A 23273-nucleotide genomic window follows, 5' to 3' on the forward strand; every position below is an offset into this window, starting at 1 on the left:
AGCATTCTCAATTTTCCCGATTAGCCAGATTGTGGGTCAGGTGCCACAACATTTTCAATCCCTCAGGCCTTTCGACCTTTATATCTGCCAATTGATTAAATCCCCTTTCAAAAAAATCAGCCATAAGTGCCATTGTTTTTTCTTTGACCTGAAGCTGATCGTAAATCGCCGTCACGGCCTGTACTTTTTCTGTCGGTTCGAAATCTTCAGCCGACAGCCATTTTTCGAGTTCCGCCTTTTCTTTTCCACCAGCCAATTCAATTGCCTTGATCAACAGGTAGGTTTTCTTGTTGGCCAGGATATCACCACCGACCTGTTTGCCAAACTTTTCCTTATCGGCATAGACGTCAAGCAGGTCGTCCTTTAGCTGAAAACCAATGCCGATATTTACACCAAAATCATATAAATGCTGCGCATCTGATGCGCTTGCTCCAGCCAGCACCGCTCCCAGCTGCAGGGAAAACCCCAATAGTACAGCAGTTTTCAGGCGGATCATGTGCAGGTACTCCTTTTCTGAAACCTGACCCAGGCTTTCAAAATTCATGTCCAGTTGCTGTCCTTCGCAAACTTCTGCCGCTGTTTTGCTGAATAATTTCAGCGCTTGCTGCAGTTTATCAGCATCCACATCCAGCAGCATCTCATAAGCCTTTACCAGCATGACATCTCCGGAAAGAATGGCCGTATTTTCGTTCCATTTTTCATGAACGGTGGCTTTGCCCCTGCGTAAGGGAGCATTGTCCATGATGTCATCATGCATGAGCGTGAAATTGTGAAAAACCTCAACCGCCGCGGCTGGTGTAAGTATCTTCTGGTAATCCTCTTTAAACAGGCCGTAGGACAGCAGGGCCAAAAGTGGCCGTATGCGCTTCCCCCCCAATTGCATCAGGTAGCTGATCGGATCATACAGTTCTTTGGGTTGCCCTTCAAAGTTGAGGTCGAGGATATGTTTTCGCAGAGAATCCCTGATTGCCTCGAGTTGCGGTTCATTTATCATCGTATACAAATTCCAAATCTATGGTTCTCCTGTCTATATCCGTACGGGTAACCCTGACTTTTACCTTGTCTCCAAGGGTGATCATCTTTTTATTTCTGGAGCCGACCAGCCGCATGTTTTTTTCATCAAAATCGTAATAATCATCCGTCATGTCCTGAAGCCTGACCATGCCTTCACATTTGGTCTCGGTAATTTCGACGAATACGCCCCACTCGGTCACCCCGGTAACGATTCCATCATAATCTTTCACCTCCGCCAGTTTCATGTATTCCACCTGCTTGTACTTGATGCTAGCTCTCTCGGCATCTGAAGCCCGCTTTTCTCTTTCCGAAGAATGGAGGCACTTCTCTTCCCAGGCCTGATTTTCCGGTGGTTTCCCCCCATCAAGATAGTGCTGCAGGAGTCGATGCACCATCAGATCGGGATATCGCCTGATGGGGGAGGTAAAGTGAGTGTAATGGGCGAAGGCCAGTCCAAAGTGCAACTTTGGTTCCGTGGTATACTTGGCTTTAGCCATGCTCCGGATGGCCAGTTGTTCCAACACATTCTGCTCTGGTTTACCGGCGATTTCATCCATCAGTTGGTTCAGGCTGCGTGACACCTTTTTTTCGTCCGTAATTTGCATGTCATGACCAAATTTCCGGGCAAAATTGGCAAAAGTAGTAAGTTTCTCCAGATCCGGGTAATCATGGGTCCGGTATACAAAGGTGCTCTTACCTTTATTTTTATCGAAGATAAATTGAGCTACCGTCTTGTTGGCCAATAGCATAAACTCTTCAATCAATTTGTGAACGTCTTTGCGTTCCTTAATAATGAGCCCCACCGGCGTCCCGGCTTCATCCAGCCGAAACTTAACTTCAACCGTTTCAAAATTGATCGCTCCTTTTTTGAATCTCTCTTTTCTGAGTTTGTGCGCAAGATCATTGATTTTTATCAGTTCGGATGCAAAATCTCCATCTCCGTTGTCCATATTTTCCTGCGCCTCCTCATAGCTAAACCTGCGGTCTGAATGGATCGCTGTGCGACCAATCCAGAAACCTTTGACCTGAGCCTGCTCGTCCATTTCGAATACGCAGGAAAAGGTCAGCTTATCCTCATTGGGACGGAGTGAACACAGCCCGTTACTTAGTCTTTCCGGCAGCATAGGTATCGTCCTGTCTACCAGGTAAACGGAAGTAGCCCTGTCGTAAGCTTCTTTTTCCATCAGGGTTTTGGGCTTTACATAGTGACTTACGTCTGCGATGTGCACCCCAATTTCCATGTTCCCGTTGTCCAGGTAGCGGAAGGAAATGGCGTCATCAAAATCCTTGGCATCAGCCGGATCTATCGTAAAGGTGCTCACAGCCCTGTAGTCTCTTCTCTTTTCCAATTCCTGTGAAGGGATCTTTTCGGATATGGCATCCGCCTCAGCGATGGCCTCGTCCGGATATTCAAACGGAAGCCCGAATTCAGCCATGATGGAATGTATTTCCACCTCATGGTCACCGGCTTCACCCAATACCCTGATGATGGTGCCTGTCGGGCTTTTGTCTCCTTCCTTCCAGTCGGTAAGTTTGACCACGACTTTCTGGTTATGTTGCGCCCCTGCCAGGTCTGATTTCTTTACAAAGATATCCTGATGCATTTTTTTGAAATCAGGTACGACAAAAGCGAAACGGGGAGATATTTCGACCCTTCCCACAAATTCGTCCCTGCAGCGTTCAATTATCTCAAGCACCTTCCCCTCTCGTTTGCCGCCTTTACCTCTTTGGGGCAACACCATAATTCTAACTATGTCTCCATCCAGGGCCGTTTTCAGGTTGGCCTCTTTTACCATGATGTCATTTTCCTTTTTCTCCTGATCTTCTGGGATGATAAACGCAAAACGCGCATTCACATAATCTACTTCACCTGTGATAAAATCCGGATCTGCCGCGGAGGAATACAGGTTTCTGGGATTTTTAGAAATCTTCCCTGCTGCCAAAAGTTCTTGCAGCCCCTCTGACAACAACCGTTTGGTCGCTGCATCCCTGAGGGATAATTTTTTAATAAGTTGTTTTTCAGCAAATTCCTCTCCGAAATTGCTGTCAAAAAACTGTGTCAACTGGTGTTTTAAACGTGACAGATCCGAGGATTTGTCCCCTTTATTTTTAAATCTTGAGTTTTTTCTTCCTGAGTTTCTTCCCATAAAAATTTTTTAATCTTTTAAAGGTAATCATAATAATTTGAAATCATTCTCCGGCGTCCTCCGGCGCTGCTTCGTCCAGATTGATGATGTCAAATTCGAGGTCTCCAGGCAGTCCCTGATAGGCAAGGTAAATCCTGGCAGTGACCTCTACATCCCTCAGGCAATACCTGCGGATATTTTCCAGATCCTTGTCTTTATAGTACACCGTATTTACCATGCTCCCGTCTATCCCTTCCTTGGAACTAGGGATGTTAAATATCGCTGCCAGCAGGTCCAGTCTGGTGTAATGTTTGTAATCGCCGAATTTCCAGAGTTCAAGTGTGTCAAGGTGCCGTATTTCCCATGGACGCTTTCCTGCCAATTGCAAAACATCAGGTAAGGGAATTTTGTTGACCAGCATTCTTCGGCAAAGGTAGGGGATGTCAAATTCCCTGCCATTGTGGGCACAGATGATCCAGTCCTTTTTGCATAGCAAATCCCGGAAAGCCAAAAGTAATTCGTGCTCGGTTTCACCGTAAAATGATTTGGTTCGGTATTGAAGCTGATCTTCCGTCCTGATATAGGTAAAATATCCAACTCCTATACAGATAATCCTGCCAAATTCTGCATAGATCCCTGCCTTTTCGAAGTAAAGCGCGGCAAGGTCCCGATCCTCCTGCTGCTGAAATTGCAGCGATTTCTTCCGCCACTCTTCCTGCATTCTCGGAGATAATGCTTCCAGATTTTCAGCTCCGGATATGGTCTCCAGGTCCAAAAAAAGAATCTCGTTCAGTTGTTCAAAAAAATTGGCCATAAGCTATAGGTCAATGTCCTGGTTTCACGCTTTGCCAGGCATATCAGCTATTTTACGTGCTACCTTCTCTACAAAGATAAACTTTTTATCAAAAAATTAATTCGCGAAGCCTCAGCAAACGCGCTTTTCAAATATTTTTTTCCGGCATCTGATAATTCTCCTCCAATTTCATTTCAAAAAGCCTGGCCAGATGCGATTTTACCTTTTGTTTTACCTCTGCTTCCTCCACCGGATGGCCGAGCTCGAGATGCAGGGAGGTGACTGCCTTGTCACTGATCCCACAGGGCACAATATGACCGAAGTAATTGGTATCGGTATTTAGATTGAAAGCAAATCCATGCATGGTGACCCACCGACTGGATTTTACACCCAAAGCACAAATCTTTCTGGGATGCCGTTGATGAATATGATCTATCCATACACCGGTAAGTCCTTCAATTCTCCCGGCGGCTATATCATATTCTTCCAGTGTGGCGATGATGGCCTCCTCTAAAAACCTCAGGTACTTGTGTATATCCGTAAAAAAATTGTCCAGATCCAACACCGGGTATCCTACAAGCTGGCCCGGACCGTGGTAGGTGATGTCTCCCCCGCGATTGATGGGGTAATAACTTGCTCCGACCCTCTCTAATCCGGCGTTATCAAGAAGCAGGTTTTCGGGTTTGCCGCTTTTCCCAAGTGTATATACGTGAGGATGTTCTACAAAAAGCAGGTAATTTGGTGTCTGCTGCTGGGAATGAGGGGGGACATTTCTGTTGTTGATTTTAATTGAAACGGTATCGGCAAAAAGCTGCTCCTGCAGGTCCCATGTCTCGCGGTAATCTTTTCTTCCCAAATCTTTAAAATATACTTTTTTATTGATAAATTGATTCACCTTTCCGCTTTAATTTTTTCAAATATAAACAATATTACCATATGGCTGTGCACAACGATCTGGGCAAAGAGGCTGAACAACTCGCAAAGAGCTGGTTAGAAACGAAGGGGTATGCCTTTGTGGAGGCCAACTACCGTTACAAACATGCCGAAATTGACCTGATCATGACGCACAATGGAATTATGATCTTTGTAGAAGTCAAGTTTCGCAGCGGGACGGGTTATGGCTATGCAGAAGAATTTGTAGATTATAGAAAAAGACAACTGATCATCCGGGCAGCTGACCACTATATTTTTGCCAAAGACTGGCACCAGGATATCCGTTTTGACATTGTGGGTGTGTACAGGGACCGGCGGGGCCATATTGCCTTCAGGCATTTTGAAGATGCATTTTACTGATTAATTGTGTCGGTATATCAAGTTACCCTCTTTATCCCATTCAGCGCGAATATAGGGTTTATAGCCATTGGTGAAGGCTTCTGACTGGTATTGGATTTCCCGCTTTTTTACGGTTTTTTCAGTTTCGGTGGGCCAGTATTCCGTCCATAAACCTACTTTTTCTCCATAGCTGTACTCTCCGGTGACGGCCACCTGACCATCGGGGTAAAAATGATAAAAATTACCTTCTTCCAATTCGTACTCTATGGGCGTAAGTTTTTCGATTTTCCTTTCTCCTCTGTTGTAATAGGTAATCCGGGAATCCTTGGGCCAGCCCTCATCATAATGGCGCTTGTCCTGAAGGATGTTTTTCCCGTCAAACGTCATCCAGCGTCCGTGTTTGGTGCCATAATAATACATGCCGGTCTCTACGACCTGCTCGCCGATGCGCCTCTCGTAAGGCCCGTGCAGCAGGTATCCCCGCGAGGGATTGTACCCGGATTTTTTTACAGCCTTATTTTTCGAATCATACCAGTAAATGTCGCGAATGTAAGGGTCAGGCTCCTTTTTGGTGAGGGTAAAATGAAACACCTGGTAAGTGACCTGGTCCCTGAAGCTGCTTTTGATCAGCGTTTTCTTTGTCCGTTCTCCGAAATATACGTTTTTCTTACGCTTTTTCTTTTTCGATTTTTTCTCCTCTTTCAAATCATCTTCAGCATCAGAAAAAAGCAGTACCGGGGTAGAAGTAGGTAGTAGCCGGTTATTAACTACACCTGAAGAGTCCGGATCGCTGATACTCTCTTCCTCCTGTGCCTGGCCCTGCCCGACGGAGATCCATACAAGTGCGGGAAGCAGCGCTAAGTATTTTCTCATGGATTGTAAAACGTTTCTATTCTCACTTTATTTTTTTATAAACCTTGCAGCAGCAAAATTCCTTCTGGTGTTTTCAGTCAAAGCGACTTTCAAAACTCTTCAAAGATTTAGGAAAGATTGGCATTATGGTTAATTTTGCAAACTAAAAAAAAACTGGGTGCGCTACCCCGCCTTTTTTCGGGCTGCGGTACAAAATAAACGCATACGTTTCTGATTGTCAAACAAAAAAGACCATACATGAATTCCATTCTATCTGATCGCATCAACAATATGGAAGAGTCAGCTACGCTGGCCATGGCAAAAACTGCCAGAGAATTGAAAAATCAGGGTATTGACATTATTGGGTTGAGCCTTGGAGAGCCGGACTTCAAAACCCCGAAACATATCCAGGAGGCAGCCAAGTCGGCCATTGATGAGGGCAAATATTTTTCCTACCCCCCTGTAGCAGGGTATCAGGATCTTCGGGAGGCCATCGCCAAAAAGTTAAGGGAACAAAATCATATTTCCGAAGCGAAGGCTGAAAACATCGTAGTTTCTACCGGCGCTAAGCATTCGATTGCCAATGTTTTTATGTGTCTGATCAACGAAGGAGATGAAGTGGTGATCTTTTCGCCATACTGGGTATCCTATTCTGAAATCATAAAATTGGCTGGTGGCGTACCTGTATTGATTGAGGGAAACCTGGAAAACAATTTTAAAGCTACCGCAGAACAACTTAAAGCGGCCATAACCGATAAAACCAAGGCGGTAATATATTCTTCGCCTTGCAATCCTTCCGGATCGGTATTCAGCAAGGAGGAATTGAAAGCCATCGCAGAGGTGGTGAAATCCAAAGAGGACCTGGTGGTGATAGCAGATGAAATATACGAATTGATCAACTTTACCGGTCAGCAGGCAAGCATTGCCTCCTTTCCGGGAATGTTTGAGCGGACCATCACGGTCAACGGTTTTTCTAAAGGTTATGCCATGACAGGATGGAGGGTAGGGTACATTTGCGCTCCACTTCCCATTGCCAAAGCTTGCGAAAAAATTCAGGGACAATTTACTTCCGGAGGTACAGGTATTGCACAGAGAGCGGCACTGGCAGGGCTTACCGGTGATCAAACACCCTCGCAGGAAATGGCAGCAGCTTATCTGAAGCGGAGAGATCTGGTTTTGGAATTGCTTAGGGATATACCGGGGATCAAAACCCACGTTCCTGAAGGTGCATTTTATTTCTTTCCGGACGTATCTTCCTTTTTCGGTAAATCTGCTGGTGACTTTAAGATCAATACGGCTGGTGATTTCTGTCTCTACCTGCTGAATGAGGCCCATGTCTCTTTGGTCACCGGTGAGGCGTTTGGTGCGCCGAATTCCGTCAGGTTGTCCTATGCCGCTTCCGAGGAAGAATTGAAGGAAGCATTGAAACGCATAAAAAATGCGCTGGAGAACGTAAAATAACAACAATATAGCCCTGGAATTTTCCAGGGCTTTTTTGGTAAAATCATGCAGGCAATTGTCGTCACACCCGTAAAGAATTCCCTTGTTTCCACTTTGGACACCATTGGTGCGATATTTGAATCCCGGGGAAATTTTTCATATTGGGTGTTCAATGATTACTCTACACCCCACACCAAAAGGGGATTGGAAGATGCGCAATCAAAACTGGGGTTCGAACTGGTACATCTGGAGGATTTGACCTCTAACCCATCACCCAACTACAAAACAGTCTTGCAGTTTTCTCAAAAAAAAGCCATTGAGGCAGATGTACCCTTGATCATCGTCGAGTCTGATGTAACCGTACAGCCCAATACCTTACAGCAACTGTTGCTATTTGCTCAATCCAATCCGCGCATCGGGATGGTAGGTGCAATCACGCACGACAAGGATGGAAATATCAATTTTCCCTACCTCAAATTTAAAAAATATAGCAGCAAAGCTTCGGTAAAAACGGATAGGAGTCTCAGTTTCTGCTGTACGCTGATTAGCAAAGATTTTCTCAAAAAATACGATTTCAGTCAGCTTGATAAAAGCCGGGATTGGTACGATACCCACATCAGCAGAAAATCACTGGAATTGGGCTTTGACAACCATGTGCTCATGAACCTTCCGGTGCAGCACAATCCCCATGGTAGTCGCCCATGGAAACAGTTAAAATATAAAAATCCGATTCTGTATTATTTTAAAAAATGGTTTTCCGGAAAAGATAAGATTTAACTTTTTTACAGTTTGTTTGTAGTATGAAAAATCCCATATCTCATATTTCAAGTTTTTAAGAGCTACCTATAGGTGCCATAGAATACGCTATTACCATCGAGTAGCAACATTTTGTGATCTTGTAAATATAATTATTTAAAGAATCATTTTATAATGCCCTCCTCTGAAAAACGGACTGATGGATAACACCCCTATTGTATTCGGTGTCAACTTCTTGATTGTTAAAGTAATATCTTTACAAAAATGAGGTCTAGAAATTGATATTGTTTAACAAAGCAACTATAAAATATAATTTAAATCACTTTTAAGCCGATAAATCTTATCATATTTGTGGGGTGAGGAAAACTTTGGATTATTTCTATAAAACAGCAGTGCAACGATGGCAGGCAAAAGGATCTGACACCGCGCGCACCATTGTAATTATTTCTTTATAATAAAGAAAAATACAAAGAATGAAATTTTGTTTTATTTCCATAAATTTGATTACCTTTGTTATGGGTGATTAAGCAACTTTTTGTACTTGTCTTTTTCTTATACTTAAAAAGGAGGTTATTTCGAAATCATTTTTACTAACCTCCTCTTTGCGAAAATCTGATGTTAAAATGCATCCTGATAAAACAAGTGCATGAGATTTTATTTGCCTTTATTTTACTTTTGTTTTTTTTTCGCTGCCAACGCTACGGGACGTCAGGAAGCTGATAGCCTTCCCTTTTATGAGGCTTACCCGGAAAAACTTACGGGCAGATTTTATTTTTCCAGAAAATACACCGGGATGGGCCTCCAAAATGAAGACAGGAAATATTTGTACATGCCCAACTCTACTTTAAATATGGGTGTTGGACTCACCTATCAGAACCTCACATTGAATCTGGCTACGGGGTTTGGTTTCCTGAATCCGGAAAGAGGGAGAGGAGAATCCAGTTATCTGGATTTACAGGCCCACGCCTACCCTAATAACCTGGTGATTGACCTTTTTGGACAGTTTTATAATGGGTATTTTCTACGCCGACCAGACAACCTCTCCGGGAGGGATGGTCCTATTGTATTTCCCTCCATGAAAATGAGGAAAGTAGGTACTTCTGTTCAGTATTTGTTTAATGGCGACAAATTTTCTTATCGGGCTGCATTCCTTCAAAATGAATGGCAGCAAAAATCCGCTGGTTCCCTATTGGCAGGATTTGAAATCTACGGTGGACAGGTGCGCAATCAGAATGGCATTCTGCCTCCGGCAGAACAGGGCATTTTTTTCGATCAAATCAAATTTCTTGAGTTTGGTCCCAATATTGGCTATGCACATTCACTGATCATTATGCGCCACTTTTTTATCACTTTATCCGCTACATCAAGCCTTGCATTGGGGAGAACGGTCATGGAATTCCAGCCAGTGGGCCAAGAAATCAAGTGGGGCCTGCGCCCCAATTTATTCCTCAGAGGGTTTACCGGATACAACTCTAAAAACTGGTCAGTAAATATCAATTATGTTTATAATCAGGTAAATATTGCGCCTGTGGCGGGTTATAAAGTAAATGCAGGTACAGGCAACTACCGTTTAAACATCATTTACCGCTTTAGTCCCGGACCAAGACTTGCCCGCAGACTTAGCTGGGTAGATGAGCTCAAGGACCATATACTCGGTCGCTGACAGCCGTACAGCTGCTCATTCTGCCCCCGTATTGAATCTGGCCAATTCCATTTTGGTTTTGTGGGGAAACGGGAGTAGGTTTTGGGAAAACGAAGGCATCTTCCCTTATCGCCCTTCTGATTTTTTCCCGTTATATGTATTCAAACACCCGCTTTTCCATACCCATTAGGTGGCGAGGATTCACTCCAAAGCGGGTGAAGCCGGGTTACATCTGTAGTTTTTTCAGCGAGACCAAAACAAAATCATTCTATCCCGGGCCATGGCAGGTCGGAAAAATCCAAAAAAATAAAAGCCACTCAAAAAGCAGCTTTAAATTTGTACCAGGAGCGGGAATCGAACCCGCACGGCCTAATGGCCACAAGATTTTAAGTCTTGCGTGTCTACCTATTCCACCATCCCGGCATACCTTTAAAACCCAAAGTTAGCTAAAATTGACGATTTTACCTTTAACCCGAGCCCCTAAAAAAGAAAGCCCTGATTCAGGGCTTTTCTTGGAGCGAAAGACGAGATTCGAACTCGCGACCCCGACCTTGGCAAGGTCGTGCTCTACCAACTGAGCTACTTTCGCTTATCAACTGTAAATACCAAAAGGCTTTTCTTTCCGTATTTGTGAGTGCAAATTTACGCTATAATTTCTATTCTCCAATATTCCAAAGGAAATTTTTACGCTTTCAAAGCTAGTCTCCTGAATGTAAAGCGACTAGCTTACTCCAAAATTTTCTTTACTTCATTCAACTTCAATAATGCCTCCACCGGAGAAATGGTGTTGATATCCAGAGATTCCAGTAAGTCCTTCGCTTCCTTAAACTTGGGATCGATTTCAAACAGACTGAGCTGATAATTGTTTTTCGGGATGTCTTTCATTGTATCCTGATGCTGCTTCAATTGCTTGTCCTTTTCCAGGTACTTCATGATCTCTGCCGCCCTTAAAACCACCGGATTGGGCATTCCTGCCATCTGCGCCACATGTATGCCAAAACTGTGCTCACTGCCGCCTTTTTCCAATTTACGCATAAAAATGACCTTGTTGCCAACCTCCCGTACGGAAACATTGAAATTCTTTACTTTCGGGAAGTCATGGGCAAGTTGATTCAACTCATGGTAGTGGGTGGCAAACAGGGTTTTGGCCTTGCACCTGGGATGGTTATGCAGGTATTCTACTATGGACCAGGCAATGGATATACCATCGTAGGTAGAGGTACCCCTTCCGATCTCATCCATCAATACCAGGCTGCGATCCGACAGGTTGTTCAATATGCTTGCCGTCTCGGTCATTTCCACCATAAAGGTAGATTCTCCTTTGGACAGGTTATCCGAAGCCCCCACCCGGGTAAAAACCTTGTCTACCATGCCTATGCGTGCAAATGAAGCCGGTACAAAACTACCCATTTGTGCCATCAGCACAATCAGCGCAGTTTGCCGCAACAACGCCGACTTGCCAGCCATGTTGGGCCCCGTAATGATAATGACCTGCTGCGAAGAATTATCCAGATAGATGTCATTGGGCACGTACTCCTCTCCTATGGCCAGTTGCCGTTCTATCACTGGATGCCTGCCATCCCTGATCTCAATAGCATCTGAGCTCGCAATTTTGGGCGCACAATAGTTGTTTTCTGCGGCTACCTCTGCAAAACTCAACAAACAATCCAGTGCTGCCAATACCCGGGCATTTTGCTGTATCTGTGTCACATAATCTCCCGCATCCTGTACCAATAGCTGGAAATATTTTTGTTCCAATACCAGCAAGCGCTCTTCTGCATGCAGGATTTTTTCCTCGTAAGTCTTGAGCTCCTCGGTAATATACCGCTCGGCATTGACCAGGGTCTGCTTTCGGATCCACTCCGCGGGTACCTTGTCCTTGTGGGTATTGCTCACTTCCAGGTAATATCCAAACACCTTATTAAAAGCCACTTTCAGGGAGCTGATGCCTGTTTTCTGCACCTCCCGCTGCTGGATCTGCACCAGGTAGTCTTTTCCGGAGGTGGCCAGCTTGCGGTACTCATCCAAATCAGGATCCACACCATTCTTAATGATACCCCCCTGATGGGTGAGCATGGGTGCATCCTCCATCAGTTCCTTTTCGATTTTCTCCAGAAGATAGGCGCAGGTATTCAATTGATCTGCCAGCTTCTTAAGCGCAGCATGGTCTTGTCTGCCCAGCAAGTCCTTAACCGGGAGTGTGCTCTTCAGAGCTTTTTTCAGGTGGTTCATTTCCCTGGGATTGATCCTCCCCACCGCTACCTTGGAGATGAGCCGCTCAAGGTCGCCTATATGCTTGAGATGAGAAGATAGCTCTTCTCTCAAATCAGACTCTTCATAAAAATAACTGACAGATTTTTGCCTTTCGACTATGGGTTCCTTTTCCTTTAATGGCAGCACCAGCCATTTTTTCATCATCCTGCTACCCATTGGAGTCTGGGTCCTGTCGAGGATCTGAATGAGCGGAATGCCTCCCTCCTGCTGGGAATAGATCAATTCCAGGTTGCGGATGGTAAATTTATCCAGCCAAACATACTTTTCCTCCGCAATTCGTGAAATAGAGGCGATGTGCCTGACCTCCTTGTGCTCAGTTTCTTCCAGATAGTACAGCACCGCACCTGCTGCAATGGTACCCAACACCATGTTTTCGATACCGTAGCCCTTCAGGTTGTTGGTACCAAAATGGTTGACAAGTTTTTCGTAGGTATAATCCTGCTGGTAAACCCAGTCTTCACAGTGAAAAGTGGTGAAATCGTTTTTGAGCAAAGCTCCCGCCACTGTACGCGAACCCTTGGAATGGATTACTTCAGAAGGATTGAAACTTTGCAGTAATTTTTCTATGTATGACTGGTTCCCTTCCGCACACATGAACTCTCCGGTGGAAAGGTCCAGAAAGGCAATGCCCATCTGGTCTCCCTGAAAGTGTATGCTGGCGAGGAAATTATTCCTGCGCTTATCCAACACATTGTCATTGTACGCCAGTCCGGGTGTTACCAGTTCGGTCACTCCACGTTTTACAATGCCCTTTACTTCTTTGGGGTCTTCAAGTTGATCACAGATGGCCACCCGATTTCCTGCCCGGACCAACTTGGGCAGGTAGGCATCCAGGGAATGGTGTGGAAAGCCCGCCAGCTCAATGTGGGAAGCGGCGCCGTTGGCGCGTTTGGTCAGCACAATATCGAGAATTTTGCTCGCCTTGATGGCATCTTCTCCAAAGGTCTCATAAAAGTCCCCTACCCTGAACAGCAATATAGCTCCGGGATGTTTTGCCTTGATGGCATTGTATTGTTTCATCAGGGGGGTTTCCTTCACTGCCGGTTTAGCCATGTGAGCTTCATGTTTTGTCAAATAAATCCTGAATTTACCTCTTCCTTGGGATAAACAAAAATACAGCAAAAAATAAGGGCTTTCTAATTTTTCAGGCAACACTTATCTTTACTGACCAAATCCCTTTTGAATATGAAAAAACTTAGTTTAGATGAACTCAACCGCCTTTCCGTTGAGGCATTTAAAAAGGCCGATAAGAACCCGATAATTCTTATTTTAGACAACGTTCGCAGCCTGAACAATGTAGGCGCGGCTTTCCGTACAGGTGATGCTTTCCTGGTCGAAAAAATTTACCTTTGTGGCATTACCGGTACGCCTCCCCACCGGGATATTCACAAAACGGCACTGGGCGCCACCGAGTCAGTAAGCTGGGAGTACCGGGAAAGCACCCTGGACCTGATCAGACAACTTCAGCAGGAGGGATACAAGGTATGCGTATTGGAACAGGCGTCTCACAGCATTGCGCTACATCGCTTTCAGCCCAAACCGGGCCAACCTTATGCACTTGTTTTTGGCAATGAGGTCTTCGGAGTCCATGAGGATGTGTTACTCGCAGCTGATCATGTACTGGAAATCCCCCAGTTAGGTACCAAACATTCACTAAATATTTCAGTTTCTATTGGTATAGCCCTGTGGGACCTGGTATGCAAAACAGAGGGTCTCAATCAGTAAACAGACCTATACCGGATAAAGGGTGCAATCAGCCCTTTCAACCTTACCTCAATTATTCCGTTATAAGCTAAAGTTATCAGGCTAAAATTTAACGAAAGTCATGAGAAGAAAGCTTTCCCTAATGGCATGTTTCTGTTTTGCAATCCTGCTCAGCAATTGTAAAACCAGTCAACCACTGCCCATAGGAGATACCAGTGAAAACGCCCTGGATTGGGAGGGAACTTATTCTGGTGTGCTGCCCTGTGCAGATTGTGAAGGCATCGCCATCTCCATCAGCCTGGACAGGGAAGGGAAATACGTAAAAAGCAGCCGCTACCTGGGAAAAAGTGAAGAAGCATTTCGCCAGGAAGGACGTTTCGAATGGAACTCAGCCGGCAATACCATTACATTGGCCGGTATATCGGATTCACCCGACCGGTATTTGGTAGGCGAAAACCAACTTTTCCACCTGGATCAGGAGGGCAACAGGATCAGGGGAGCCCTGGCCGATAAGTATGTATTGAAAAAAGTCGTTGACAAAGCCGGACATCCCTTGCTTAACAGCAAATGGGTACTAAAAGGAATGGAAAATTATCCGCATGAGGACTGGAGTCCCGGGACAATCTTTGTTTTTCTGGAGGAGGATAGTAGTCGCCTTCACGGTTTTGGAGGCTGCAATAACTTTTTCGGGGTGTATACCCTGAAAGCAGGAGACGGACTGGAACTTGGAAAAATAGGCAGGACCCAAAAATTTTGTCAGGATGAAATGCAAGCGGAAAACATCTTTTTTGAATCCCTTGAACAGGTCCGAAATTACCAATTGATGGAGAATGTACTGGAATTAAGAGACGAAAATGGCACCTTGCTGCTCACCTTTGGCCGGGATGTCTGAAAAACTCCTTAAATCATTAGGAGATTTGTCAGAATAGGTATTACCTGGTGAAAGGAGGCATACCCCCGGTACCTTCTGCAAAGGCCGGAGGTATGCACCCACCGGTTTTATATTGATACCATCAAATTCCTTTACCTACTTTGGCCAGCGCTTTCTGGTCAAACTGACCTTCCAGCTCAATAACCATATAGTCCGAATCGGGCCCGGAATGGATCAGTAATACCAGACCCTTCATGCTGCGCTCTCCCAGGGAATAAATGGACACCCCGCTATCTTTCTCTTCTGCCTCCATCATGAGTTCGTAATTTTCCCGCCGCAGGCCCTGCGACAGCTTTTTAAAATCAGACCGGGCCTGATCACCATTCACCGGCAGCTTAAAAAGCTTTACCCGGTCAATGCTTTCTGTAATGGCAGACAAATTGGCTTCCTCTATGTCAATGTCCCAACCTTTGGCAAAATCGAGAAAGTTGCCTGCCAGATCCAGGTGGAAGAATGCGTCATTATCCTTGTATTGCTGATACAGCCGGTCAACACTTTTGCTCTGGCCAAAAAGACTCAGTGGTAAATAAAACAGAAGCGACAGTAATGTGATGTTCAATGCATTTTTCATAATGGTGTTTCGTTTATTTTCAAATGGTAGATATTGTTCATTCCTTTTTTGCCTGGCCGTATTCCTTCATTCCGGGCAGGTTGGTCTTTTCAGAAAGCATGTTCAGGTCCTGGTAGGTAAAATCGCCCAACATACTCATGAGTGTAAATTCATTTGTTGCACCGGAAATCATCAATAACTCTTTGATACGACCACGCTCTTCACGCACCATAAATTTAAGCGAGCTACCCTTGTCCCGGATATCCATCAGCTCCTCGTATTGGTTGCGGTTGAGTAGACCAATCGCTTCATCAAACATACTCAGTCCGGTCACCTGCTCCCCGGAAAGTATGCGGATTCCCCTGACTTTGGAAATGAGACTGAAAAGTTCTTCTGCGTCCTCATCTCCCTCCGGGCTATTGGCATTCAGAAATCCGCCTGCCATTTGCATCATTTTGGGGCTGATAAACACCCGTGAAAAGCGCTCGTCGTCCATGTATTTGCTGTAAAAGCGCTCAATGGCGTCCTCCTGCGCCTGTACCAGTACAGGGACAAGCAAAACGATCAGTAATAGGATTTTTTTCATCTTTGATGTTGGTTATTGATTTCATACCAATCTGCTCCTGTGTTGAGGTATTTCAGATTTTCCACATTTTCAAGTTCTTGACTGCCTCTTTGCAGCTGCTCCTGTATCAGCTCCATCGCCGCCACCACCTGCAGGTAAGCCTGCTTTCTTTGTTGCTCCCTGTAGCTTTCATACCCCCACCAGCACGCTGCAATCGTACACAGCAGGGCTACTCCCGCTGCCAGACGCTGCCAGGGCAATCCCGCATATGGTTTGGGGATGGCTTTAGGCTTTTCCCCACGCAAAGCGACTATTCCTTTTCTAAAGGATTTTTCCGGACCAGCTACCGGCAAGTCCCCGGGATTGCCAAAGAGCAAGTTTTCTTCTTCCAGGCTGCTCTCGCCGCTCCAATATTTTTCCCACAATTCAGATTTGTCCTTTTTCATTGTTTTGCAGATAAGTTTTTAACTTTTTTCTCGCCCGATGCAGGTTTACTTTCACCTGTGCTTCAGATATCTCCATATAGCCCGCAATCTCCTGATGCATTAGTCCTTCTACTTCCCGCAGGAAGAATATTTCTCTTTGTTTGGCCGGGAGAAGGTCCAGAAAGCGGTAAACCATTTTCACTTCATGAGAAAAATCGGCTGATTCAAGATTCCCATGCATTTCTACTACCTGCGCTTCGTCCAATACCTCATATCTCCCCTCCCGTCTGATTTGCATCAGCGATTCATTTTTCAGCGTTCGCATCATCCACCCTTTCGGATTATCCATTTTCTCCAGGGCTCTGGCATGCACAAATCCCCTGGTAAGGGTTTCTTGTACAGCGTCCTGTGCTTTATCTCTGTCCTTTAACCAAAGCAGGGCAAAACGGTAGAGTTTATTTTTCAGGGGCCAGATTTCGCTTTCAAAAAAGGACTTCATACAGGTAGGTGATGCTTGAAAAATAGAAAGGTTACACTTTTTGGAAAAATATTTTAGAATTTTTGGTTTTGAAGGCGCAGTGCTACCAATCCATTCGAAATTTTAAACAAGCGCCTCAAGACGGGGTTTAAACCTAAATTAAAATAGTATGCCTCCTTACTATTTATTAATTTGCCGCTGCAAAGCATACCCTTTCAATATGGAAATAATTTTCAGGCAAACGGAAAAAAATGGACAAAAAAAAGCCCCGACAAAGTCAGGGCTGCTGGTGGTGATGAGTGGGCTCGAACCACCGACTCACGGATTTTCAGTCCGATGCTCTACCAACTGAGCTACATCACCGCCGAAAGTGATGCAAAGGTAGGTATTTGTTACTTTTGTACAAATGATTTGGCTAAAAAAATAGAAGGAATAGAACAATCAATTCAATATGAGCAGCTTACCACAAATCCTTTTTTTACTGGTCTTGGGCGGGGCAGGATACCTGCTGTACAGACGCATCAGTTTCCTCCGGAAGACCATCATGCTGGGAAAGCAGGTCTCACGGACCGATCATCCGAAAGAAAGGTGGAAAACGATGATGTTGGTAGCTTTTGGGCAGAAAAAAATGTTTAAAAGACTGGCCCCTGCCTTGCTTCACCTTGTTATCTACTTTTCGTTTATCGTCATCAATCTGGAAGTTTTGGAATTTATCATTGATGGCATTGCAGGCACCCACCGTATTTTTGCGCCGGTTTTGGCAGGCTTTTATACAGTAGCCATCAATATTTTTGAAATCCTCGCCATGGGCGTGTTGGTCTCCTGCGTGTTTTTCCTCCTCCGAAGAAACATTACCAAGGTTCCCAGGCTGAGCTCCTCCGAATTAAAAGGTTGGCCAAAATTGGATGCCAACCTTATTTTGTGGATAGAAATCCTCCTTATGCTGGCGATACTCACGATGAATGCTACCGACCAGATACTCGCTTACAGGGGTGTAGAAAAATACATACCCCTGGGCGGGCTCTGGATAAGCGGAAGCATGCAATGGATCTTTGACGGGCTGAGTAACAATGCCCTCCTGACTTTGGAAAGGTTTGCATGGTGGTTTCACATCATTGGTATTTTGGCTTTTGCGGTTTATGTGACCTACTCGAAGCACCTGCATATCTTTCTTTCGTTTCCCAATACCTGGTATGCCAATCTGGAGCCCAAAGGCAAAATGCCAAACATGGATGTGGTCACCAGAGAGGTGAAACTAATGCTAGGCCTGCAGACGGAGCCATCTGCAGATGAACCCGCAGCGGCTGAAGCGGGTCGGTTTGGTGCAAAAGATGTCAATGACCTTACCTGGGTAAATATCATGAATGCTTTTTCCTGCACGGAATGCGGCAGGTGTACTGCCGAATGCCCGGCCAATATTACAGGCAAAAAACTATCCCCGAGAAAAATAATGATGGATACCAGGGACAGAGCTGAAGAGGTCAGTATCAATATGCAAGCCGGAAAGAAGGGTTTTGACGATGGCAAGTCATTGCTGGGCGATTATATCAGCCAGGAAGAAATTAACGCCTGCACGAGTTGCAATGCCTGCGTAGAAGCCTGTCCCATCAACATTGATCCTCTGGCAATTATCCTGGAAATGCGGAGGTATACAGCCATGGAGGAAAGTGGCAGTCCTGCCCAATGGAATGCCATGTTTCAGAATGTAGAAACCAGTTTTGCGCCCTGGAAGTTTGCCCCTTCAGATCGCTTTAACTGGGCATCAGAAATCAATAAAGACGCAAAGTAAGCCAAGAAAAATGAGTGAAAAAACCTATCAAGTCCCTACCATGGCAGAAAAATCTGCCTCCGGCGAAAGTCCGGAAGTCCTTTTTTGGGTAGGATGTGCCGGATCTTTTGATGAACGCTACAAGGCGGTGACACTGGCCTTTGTCAAGATACTCAATAAAGTTGGGATCAATTTTGCCGTACTGGGGGAGGAAGAGACCTGTACCGGCGATCCGGCAAGGAGGGCTGGCAACGAATTTCTGTTTCAGATGCAGGCCATGAGCAATATTCAGGTATTGGATAGCTATCAGGTCAAAAAGATTGTTACAGCCTGCCCCCATTGCTTCAACACGCTGAAGAACGAATATCCCGCTCTGGGGGGAAATTATGAGGTCATGCACCATTCCCAGTTTTTGCAGGGCCTGATCAATGAGGGCAAAATTGTGATGAAAGGTGGAGGCGGATTCAGGGGTAAAAAAATTACTTTTCATGACAGTTGCTTTCTGGGACGGGCAAACAACGTATATGAGGCACCCCGGGAAGTAATCCGTGCCCTGGACCTGGAACTGGTAGAAATGAAAAGATGCCGGACAAAAGGCCTCTGCTGCGGTGCCGGTGGCGCACAGATGTTTAAGGAACCGGAAAAAGGCCGTAAGGATATCAATATCGAAAGGACCGAAGAAGCACTGCAAACCGGGGCCGGGACAGTGGCCGTGGGTTGCCCCTTCTGCCTGACGATGATGGCAGATGGCGTCAAGAACAAAGAAAAGGAAAAGGAGGTCAATGTGCTGGATCTCGCCGAACTGATCGCCAAAGACCAGGGTCTGTAGGAAAAAGTCTGAATGCCAGGCATCCTGACTTTTGGTAATTTGGTTTTTTTAAAGGATCTTAAAGCATATTATGTATCATAATAAATTCAATCTACGTTAATACGTTGGTAGCCTGACAGCATTGCAGGTGTCAATATACGTTTCTAACCAATAAAAAGGAACCAAAGCATGTACATACCTTTTGAAGAAATGCCGGAAGAGGCAAGAATTTGGGTGTATCAGGCAGACAGGCCATTCGATGAGCAGGAAAAAACCTGGATCATATCCAAACTGGTCACTTTCTGCAATCAATGGAATACCCATGGTAGCCTGATGCCCAGTTCTTTTGATATCAAATACGATCAATTCATTGTACTTTCTGTGGATGAAAGCCAGCTGGGAGCAAGCGGTTGTTCTATCGACAGTTCGGTAAAGGTACTGCGGGAGATCGAAACCAAACTGAACGTCAATCTTCTGGACAATGGGAAAGTGTCTTATCTGGATAATAACGGAGTGAAAGTAGCCTTTCTTCCCGAAATCAGGCAACACATCGACGAAGGATCTTTGCAAGCCCGAAGCAAGGTATTCAACCCGGGTGTAAATAAAATTTCCGATCTGGAGAAGCAATGGTTGATCCCGGCAGACGACAGTTGGTTAAAAAAATATTTCTCCAAATAAACCTGAGGGAGAAGCCATTCATATGAAAAAAGCAACGTATTTAGGTTATTTTAACGCCATTCTTGCCCTCGCAGGCATACTGCTGCTCCAGGTCTCGTGTACCAGCCTGCAGCAGAAAGCACAGAACCAATTTAGTGCCGGAGAGTATCAGATGGCCATCAATTCCTTCGCCAGACTGCTGGAAAAAGAACCGGACAACAGTGAAGCCAATTTTTACATGGCAGAAAGTTACCGGCTTTCAAATAGGGTAGAAAAAGCAACAGAATACTACAAAAAGGTCACTGAAAAGGATGCTACTTTTGAGAGTCAGTACTACAAAGGAAAAAGCCTGAAGGGGCAGGGGGATTATGAGGCAGCAAAGGAAGCATTCGAAGCAGCCAAAACCCTGACCATGGATGACGAAAGAATTGCCCTTGCCGAAAAAGAAATCAAAAATATTGAAGCCATTTCGTCCATTGAGCCAATATGGCCAAATCACGAATTGGAAAACTACGAACTACTGAATACTTCCGGAATAGATTATGCACCGGTATTGAGTGAAAACTATCTTTACTTCACCAGCTCCAGGGGGTCCGGGGACATGTATCCGGCTACCGGTCAGGGCTATACCCGTCTGTTTCGCGCCAGGGCTGAGGGAGTCAATGTGGACGTACAGAATGTACAGACGCTCCCTGAGTTTCGCAACGAAAGCGGATTGAATCAGGGGGCCATTGCCATCAGTCCCGATGGCAATACCATTATCTATGCGAGAGGAAATGCCGGCTCAAAAAATGACCTCCCCGACGTAAGCCTTTTTGCCTCCTACTTTCGGGGCGGAGGTTTCACAGAGCCGATATTTATGCCGGTAAATGGTGAACCGGAATACTGGAATTCCACTCCCGCATTTAGTCCGGATGGAGAAGTGCTTTATTTTGCTTCTAACCGGCCCGGGGGCTATGGGGGCACAGACCTCTATCAGTCTACCAAACTGGCCAACGGAGACTTTGGAAACGTGGTCAATATGGGGCCTGAAATCAATACGGCAGGCAACGAAATGTTTCCGCGGCCCATGCCCAACGGGGAGTTTTATTTTTCCTCTGATGGCCATCCGGGTTATGGGAAACTCGATCTCTTCGTCCTCAGGGAGGATGAGGACAGTACCGGAGTTCGAAACCTTGGTCCCAATTTCAATTCTCTGGCAGATGATTTCGGCATTTTCTTTACCGATTATCCCAAAGAAGGCTTCATCACTTCCAATCGCGAGGGTGGAAAGGGCGATGATGACATTTACTATTTCAAAGACATGACGCCCCCGCCAAAGGTGGTCAATGTACTGTTGAATGTGCAGACAAAAGAACGGCTGGAAAACGGAGAAGAACAAGTGCTACCCCAGACCCGCGTGGTGCTGTATGATGAAAACAACCAAACGATCGATGGAAATTTCTCCAGTCAAAATGGAAGGCTGAGATTCCCGCTGGAGCCAGATAAAAACTACTCGATGATCGCTTCCAAGAACGGGTATTTTACCAAAAGTATCCCCTACAGCACCGTGGGAAAAACCCCCGCCAGAGAAGACCTTGTGGAGCAGGTTACCAATGTGACCCTGGACACCACCATAGTTTTGGAACAATTGGTACTGGAGCGGGCCATTGTACTTGAAAACATCTATTACGATCTGGACAAAGCCGACATTCGACCCGATGCTGCAGCAGAATTGGACAAACTCGTCCAGATCCTGAAGGACAATCCGGGAATAAGGATCGAGCTCAGCAGCCATACCGACGCCAGGGCCAGTGATGCGTACAATGATGACCTGTCACAGAGAAGGGCAGAATCTGCAGTAGAATATATCGTATCGCAGGGAATCGACAGTGACAGACTGGAGGCCAGGGGATATGGCGAAAGGCAATTGATCATTGAAAATGCCCAAACCGAGGAAGAGCATCAGACCAACAGAAGAACGGAATTTAAGGTAATAGAAATCACCGACTAAAATCCTTATCTTTGCCGCCTAACTGTTTTTTTCAAAACCAAGGTTATGAGCGAAAGGTACATGCAACGGGGGGTCTCTGCCTCCAAGGAAGATGTGCACAGTGCGATTTCCAATTTGGATAAGGGACTATTTCCCTACGCATTCTGTAAAGTAGTGGAGGATGTTCTCGGCAATGATCCGGAATACTGCAATATCATGCATGCTGACGGGGCGGGCACCAAGTCCTCCCTCGCCTATCTCTACTGGAGGGCTACGGGTGATCTTAGCGTGTGGAAGGGAATAGCCCAGGATGCCATCATCATGAACATCGACGACCTGCTTTGTGTGGGGGCTGTAAACAACATTTTGGTTTCCTCTACCATAGGGAGAAACAAAAATCTTATTCCGGGTGAAGTCATATCCGCTTTGATCAATGGTACAGAAGAAGTCCTGCAGATGCTTCGGGATCATGGGGTCAATGCGCTACTAACGGGTGGAGAGACGGCAGACGTAGGTGACCTGGTTCGCACCATTATCGTAGACAGCACCGTCACCTGCCGGATGAAAAGACAAGATATCATCTCCAATGACCGGATCCAGGCCGGAGACCTGGTGGTGGGGCTGGCCTCTTTCGGTCAGGCCAATTATGAATCCGAATACAATGGTGGCATGGGAAGCAATGGACTTACCTCCGCTCGACACGATGTCTTCAATAAAGACCTCATGACCCGCTACCCCGAAAGCTTCGACCCTGCAGTGCCAGAGGAACTGCTGTATTCGGGAAGTTTTGGCTTGACAGACCCGGCACCTGGTACGCCGCTTGACATGGGAAAACTGGTACTTTCGCCTACCAGAACTTATGCCCCGGTGATCGCCGCCATACTGAAAGACTACCGGTCTGCCCTTCATGGGCTGGTCCATTGCAGCGGCGGCGCGCAAACCAAGGTATTGCATTTCATACATGACCTGCACGTGATCAAAGACCAGCTTTTTGACACCCCTCCACTGTTTTCTATCATACAGAAAGAAAGCGGCACGGACTGGAAAGAAATGTATAAGGTTTTTAATATGGGGCACCGCATGGAAATATATCTGGAAGAAAAGTATGCTGAGGAAGTTATCCGGATAGCGGCATCTTTCGGTGTGCAGGCAAGAATAATCGGACGGGTGGTCCCCCATGAGGGAAAGAAAGTAACTGTAGATGGACAGCATGGTGTTTTTAGCTACGAAGGATGATGCTGCTCAG

Annotated in this window: 21 protein-coding genes and 3 tRNA genes; 11 read left to right on the plus strand and 13 right to left on the minus strand. The window is 45.7% G+C overall.

The features are described from left to right. Positions 1–7 precede the first annotated feature (7 nt). The 4 genes from BUB19_RS04875 to lipB all read right to left on the minus strand — a co-directional run bounded on the left by BUB19_RS04875 (position 8) and on the right by lipB (position 4828). Positions 8–994 carry a polyprenyl synthetase family protein gene (locus BUB19_RS04875; RefSeq protein WP_073092926.1) on the minus strand — a complete coding sequence of 329 codons (987 nt, stop codon included), beginning with the start codon at positions 992–994 and terminating at the stop codon, positions 8–10. Next, positions 984–3161: a ribonuclease R gene (gene rnr, locus BUB19_RS04880; protein ID WP_073092929.1), complete on the minus strand. Its 2178-nt coding sequence runs from the start codon at positions 3159–3161 to the stop codon at positions 984–986. The genes BUB19_RS04875 and rnr overlap by 11 nt, the downstream gene beginning before the upstream one ends. A gap of 43 nt (positions 3162–3204) precedes the next feature. Continuing rightward, the gene (locus BUB19_RS04885) at positions 3205–3954 is read right to left on the minus strand and encodes a 3'-5' exonuclease (protein WP_073092936.1); all 750 of its coding nucleotides are present in this window, start codon (positions 3952–3954) and stop codon (positions 3205–3207) included. A gap of 127 nt (positions 3955–4081) precedes the next feature. Beyond that, entirely contained in the window at positions 4082–4828 is a 747-nt protein-coding gene (gene lipB / locus BUB19_RS04890) for a lipoyl(octanoyl) transferase LipB (RefSeq protein WP_073092943.1), read from the minus strand. A gap of 41 nt (positions 4829–4869) precedes the next feature. Here lipB and BUB19_RS04895 point away from each other — a divergent pair, with 41 nt between their 5' ends. After that, positions 4870–5226 (plus strand): YraN family protein, encoded by a 357-nt coding sequence (locus BUB19_RS04895; protein ID WP_073092949.1) that lies wholly within the window; start codon positions 4870–4872, stop codon positions 5224–5226. Here the strand turns inward: BUB19_RS04895 and BUB19_RS04900 are convergent, their stop codons facing one another. Then, positions 5227–6078: a toxin-antitoxin system YwqK family antitoxin gene (locus tag BUB19_RS04900; protein ID WP_073092955.1), complete on the minus strand. Its 852-nt coding sequence runs from the start codon at positions 6076–6078 to the stop codon at positions 5227–5229. A gap of 237 nt (positions 6079–6315) precedes the next feature. Between BUB19_RS04900 and BUB19_RS04905 the strand changes: the two genes are divergently transcribed. The 3 genes from BUB19_RS04905 to BUB19_RS04915 all read left to right on the plus strand — a co-directional run bounded on the left by BUB19_RS04905 (position 6316) and on the right by BUB19_RS04915 (position 9916). Beyond that, positions 6316–7518, plus strand: coding sequence for a pyridoxal phosphate-dependent aminotransferase (locus tag BUB19_RS04905; RefSeq protein WP_073092961.1), 1203 nt, complete (start codon positions 6316–6318; stop codon positions 7516–7518). A 45-nt stretch (positions 7519–7563) separates the two neighbouring features. Further along, positions 7564–8274, plus strand: a complete 711-nt coding sequence (locus tag BUB19_RS04910; protein ID WP_073092966.1) for a glycosyltransferase — start codon at positions 7564–7566, stop codon at positions 8272–8274. A gap of 625 nt (positions 8275–8899) precedes the next feature. Then, positions 8900–9916, plus strand: coding sequence for a DUF4421 domain-containing protein (locus BUB19_RS04915; RefSeq protein ID WP_073092970.1), 1017 nt, complete (start codon positions 8900–8902; stop codon positions 9914–9916). A 318-nt stretch (positions 9917–10234) separates the two neighbouring features. Here the strand turns inward: BUB19_RS04915 and BUB19_RS04920 are convergent. The 3 genes from BUB19_RS04920 to mutS form a co-directional block, all read right to left on the minus strand. Then, positions 10235–10318: transfer RNA gene (locus BUB19_RS04920), tRNA-Leu, on the minus strand. A 90-nt stretch (positions 10319–10408) separates the two neighbouring features. Further along, positions 10409–10484: transfer RNA gene (locus tag BUB19_RS04925), tRNA-Gly, on the minus strand. A 137-nt stretch (positions 10485–10621) separates the two neighbouring features. Further along, a complete protein-coding gene (gene mutS, locus BUB19_RS04930) occupies positions 10622–13222 on the minus strand; it encodes a DNA mismatch repair protein MutS (protein WP_073093215.1) in 2601 nt (866 codons plus the stop codon). A 132-nt stretch (positions 13223–13354) separates the two neighbouring features. On the opposite strand from mutS, the gene BUB19_RS04935 reads away from it, so the two are divergent. Continuing rightward, positions 13355–13894 carry an RNA methyltransferase gene (locus BUB19_RS04935; protein ID WP_073092976.1) on the plus strand — a complete coding sequence of 180 codons (540 nt, stop codon included), beginning with the start codon at positions 13355–13357 and terminating at the stop codon, positions 13892–13894. Positions 13895–13994: 100 nt separating this feature from the next. Then, positions 13995–14765 carry a copper resistance protein NlpE N-terminal domain-containing protein gene (locus tag BUB19_RS04940; RefSeq protein WP_084096967.1) on the plus strand — a complete coding sequence of 257 codons (771 nt, stop codon included), beginning with the start codon at positions 13995–13997 and terminating at the stop codon, positions 14763–14765. Between the two features lie 121 nt (positions 14766–14886). Here BUB19_RS04940 and BUB19_RS04945 read toward each other — a convergent pair whose 3' ends face one another. From BUB19_RS04945 to BUB19_RS04965, 5 genes are all read right to left on the minus strand, one after another. Next, positions 14887–15375 (minus strand): DUF4252 domain-containing protein, encoded by a 489-nt coding sequence (locus BUB19_RS04945; protein WP_073092982.1) that lies wholly within the window; start codon positions 15373–15375, stop codon positions 14887–14889. A gap of 37 nt (positions 15376–15412) precedes the next feature. Next, complete coding sequence (locus BUB19_RS04950) at positions 15413–15940, minus strand: DUF4252 domain-containing protein (RefSeq protein WP_073092987.1); 528 nt, start codon at positions 15938–15940, stop codon at positions 15413–15415. Then, positions 15937–16365, minus strand: a complete 429-nt coding sequence (locus BUB19_RS04955; protein WP_073092992.1) for a hypothetical protein — start codon at positions 16363–16365, stop codon at positions 15937–15939. The genes BUB19_RS04950 and BUB19_RS04955 overlap by 4 nt, the downstream gene beginning before the upstream one ends. Next, positions 16346–16843, minus strand: a complete 498-nt coding sequence (locus tag BUB19_RS04960; protein ID WP_073093003.1) for an RNA polymerase sigma factor — start codon at positions 16841–16843, stop codon at positions 16346–16348. Before BUB19_RS04960 ends, BUB19_RS04955 begins: the two co-directional genes overlap by 20 nt. A 266-nt stretch (positions 16844–17109) precedes the next feature. Beyond that, positions 17110–17185 (minus strand) — tRNA-Phe (locus BUB19_RS04965). Between the two features lie 88 nt (positions 17186–17273). Between BUB19_RS04965 and BUB19_RS04970 the strand changes: the two genes are divergently transcribed. The 5 genes from BUB19_RS04970 (at position 17274) to BUB19_RS04990 (ending at position 23263) form a co-directional block, all read left to right on the plus strand. Next, positions 17274–18611 carry a 4Fe-4S dicluster domain-containing protein gene (locus BUB19_RS04970; protein WP_073093006.1) on the plus strand — a complete coding sequence of 446 codons (1338 nt, stop codon included), beginning with the start codon at positions 17274–17276 and terminating at the stop codon, positions 18609–18611. Between the two features lie 10 nt (positions 18612–18621). Beyond that, the gene (locus BUB19_RS04975) at positions 18622–19419 is read left to right on the plus strand and encodes a (Fe-S)-binding protein (RefSeq protein WP_245802772.1); all 798 of its coding nucleotides are present in this window, start codon (positions 18622–18624) and stop codon (positions 19417–19419) included. A gap of 168 nt (positions 19420–19587) precedes the next feature. Beyond that, positions 19588–20076 (plus strand): hypothetical protein, encoded by a 489-nt coding sequence (locus BUB19_RS04980; protein WP_073093009.1) that lies wholly within the window; start codon positions 19588–19590, stop codon positions 20074–20076. Positions 20077–20098: 22 nt separating this feature from the next. Continuing rightward, positions 20099–22048: a CHU_0125 family OmpA-like outer membrane integrity protein gene (locus BUB19_RS04985; protein ID WP_073093012.1), complete on the plus strand. Its 1950-nt coding sequence runs from the start codon at positions 20099–20101 to the stop codon at positions 22046–22048. 45 nt (positions 22049–22093) lie between these two features. Further along, positions 22094–23263, plus strand: coding sequence for an AIR synthase related protein (locus BUB19_RS04990; RefSeq protein ID WP_073093015.1), 1170 nt, complete (start codon positions 22094–22096; stop codon positions 23261–23263). Positions 23264–23273 lie beyond the last annotated feature (10 nt).

The organism is Cyclobacterium lianum (assembly GCF_900143075.1).
In the GTDB taxonomy this organism is placed as follows: Bacteria; Bacteroidota; Bacteroidia; order Cytophagales; family Cyclobacteriaceae; genus Cyclobacterium; species Cyclobacterium lianum.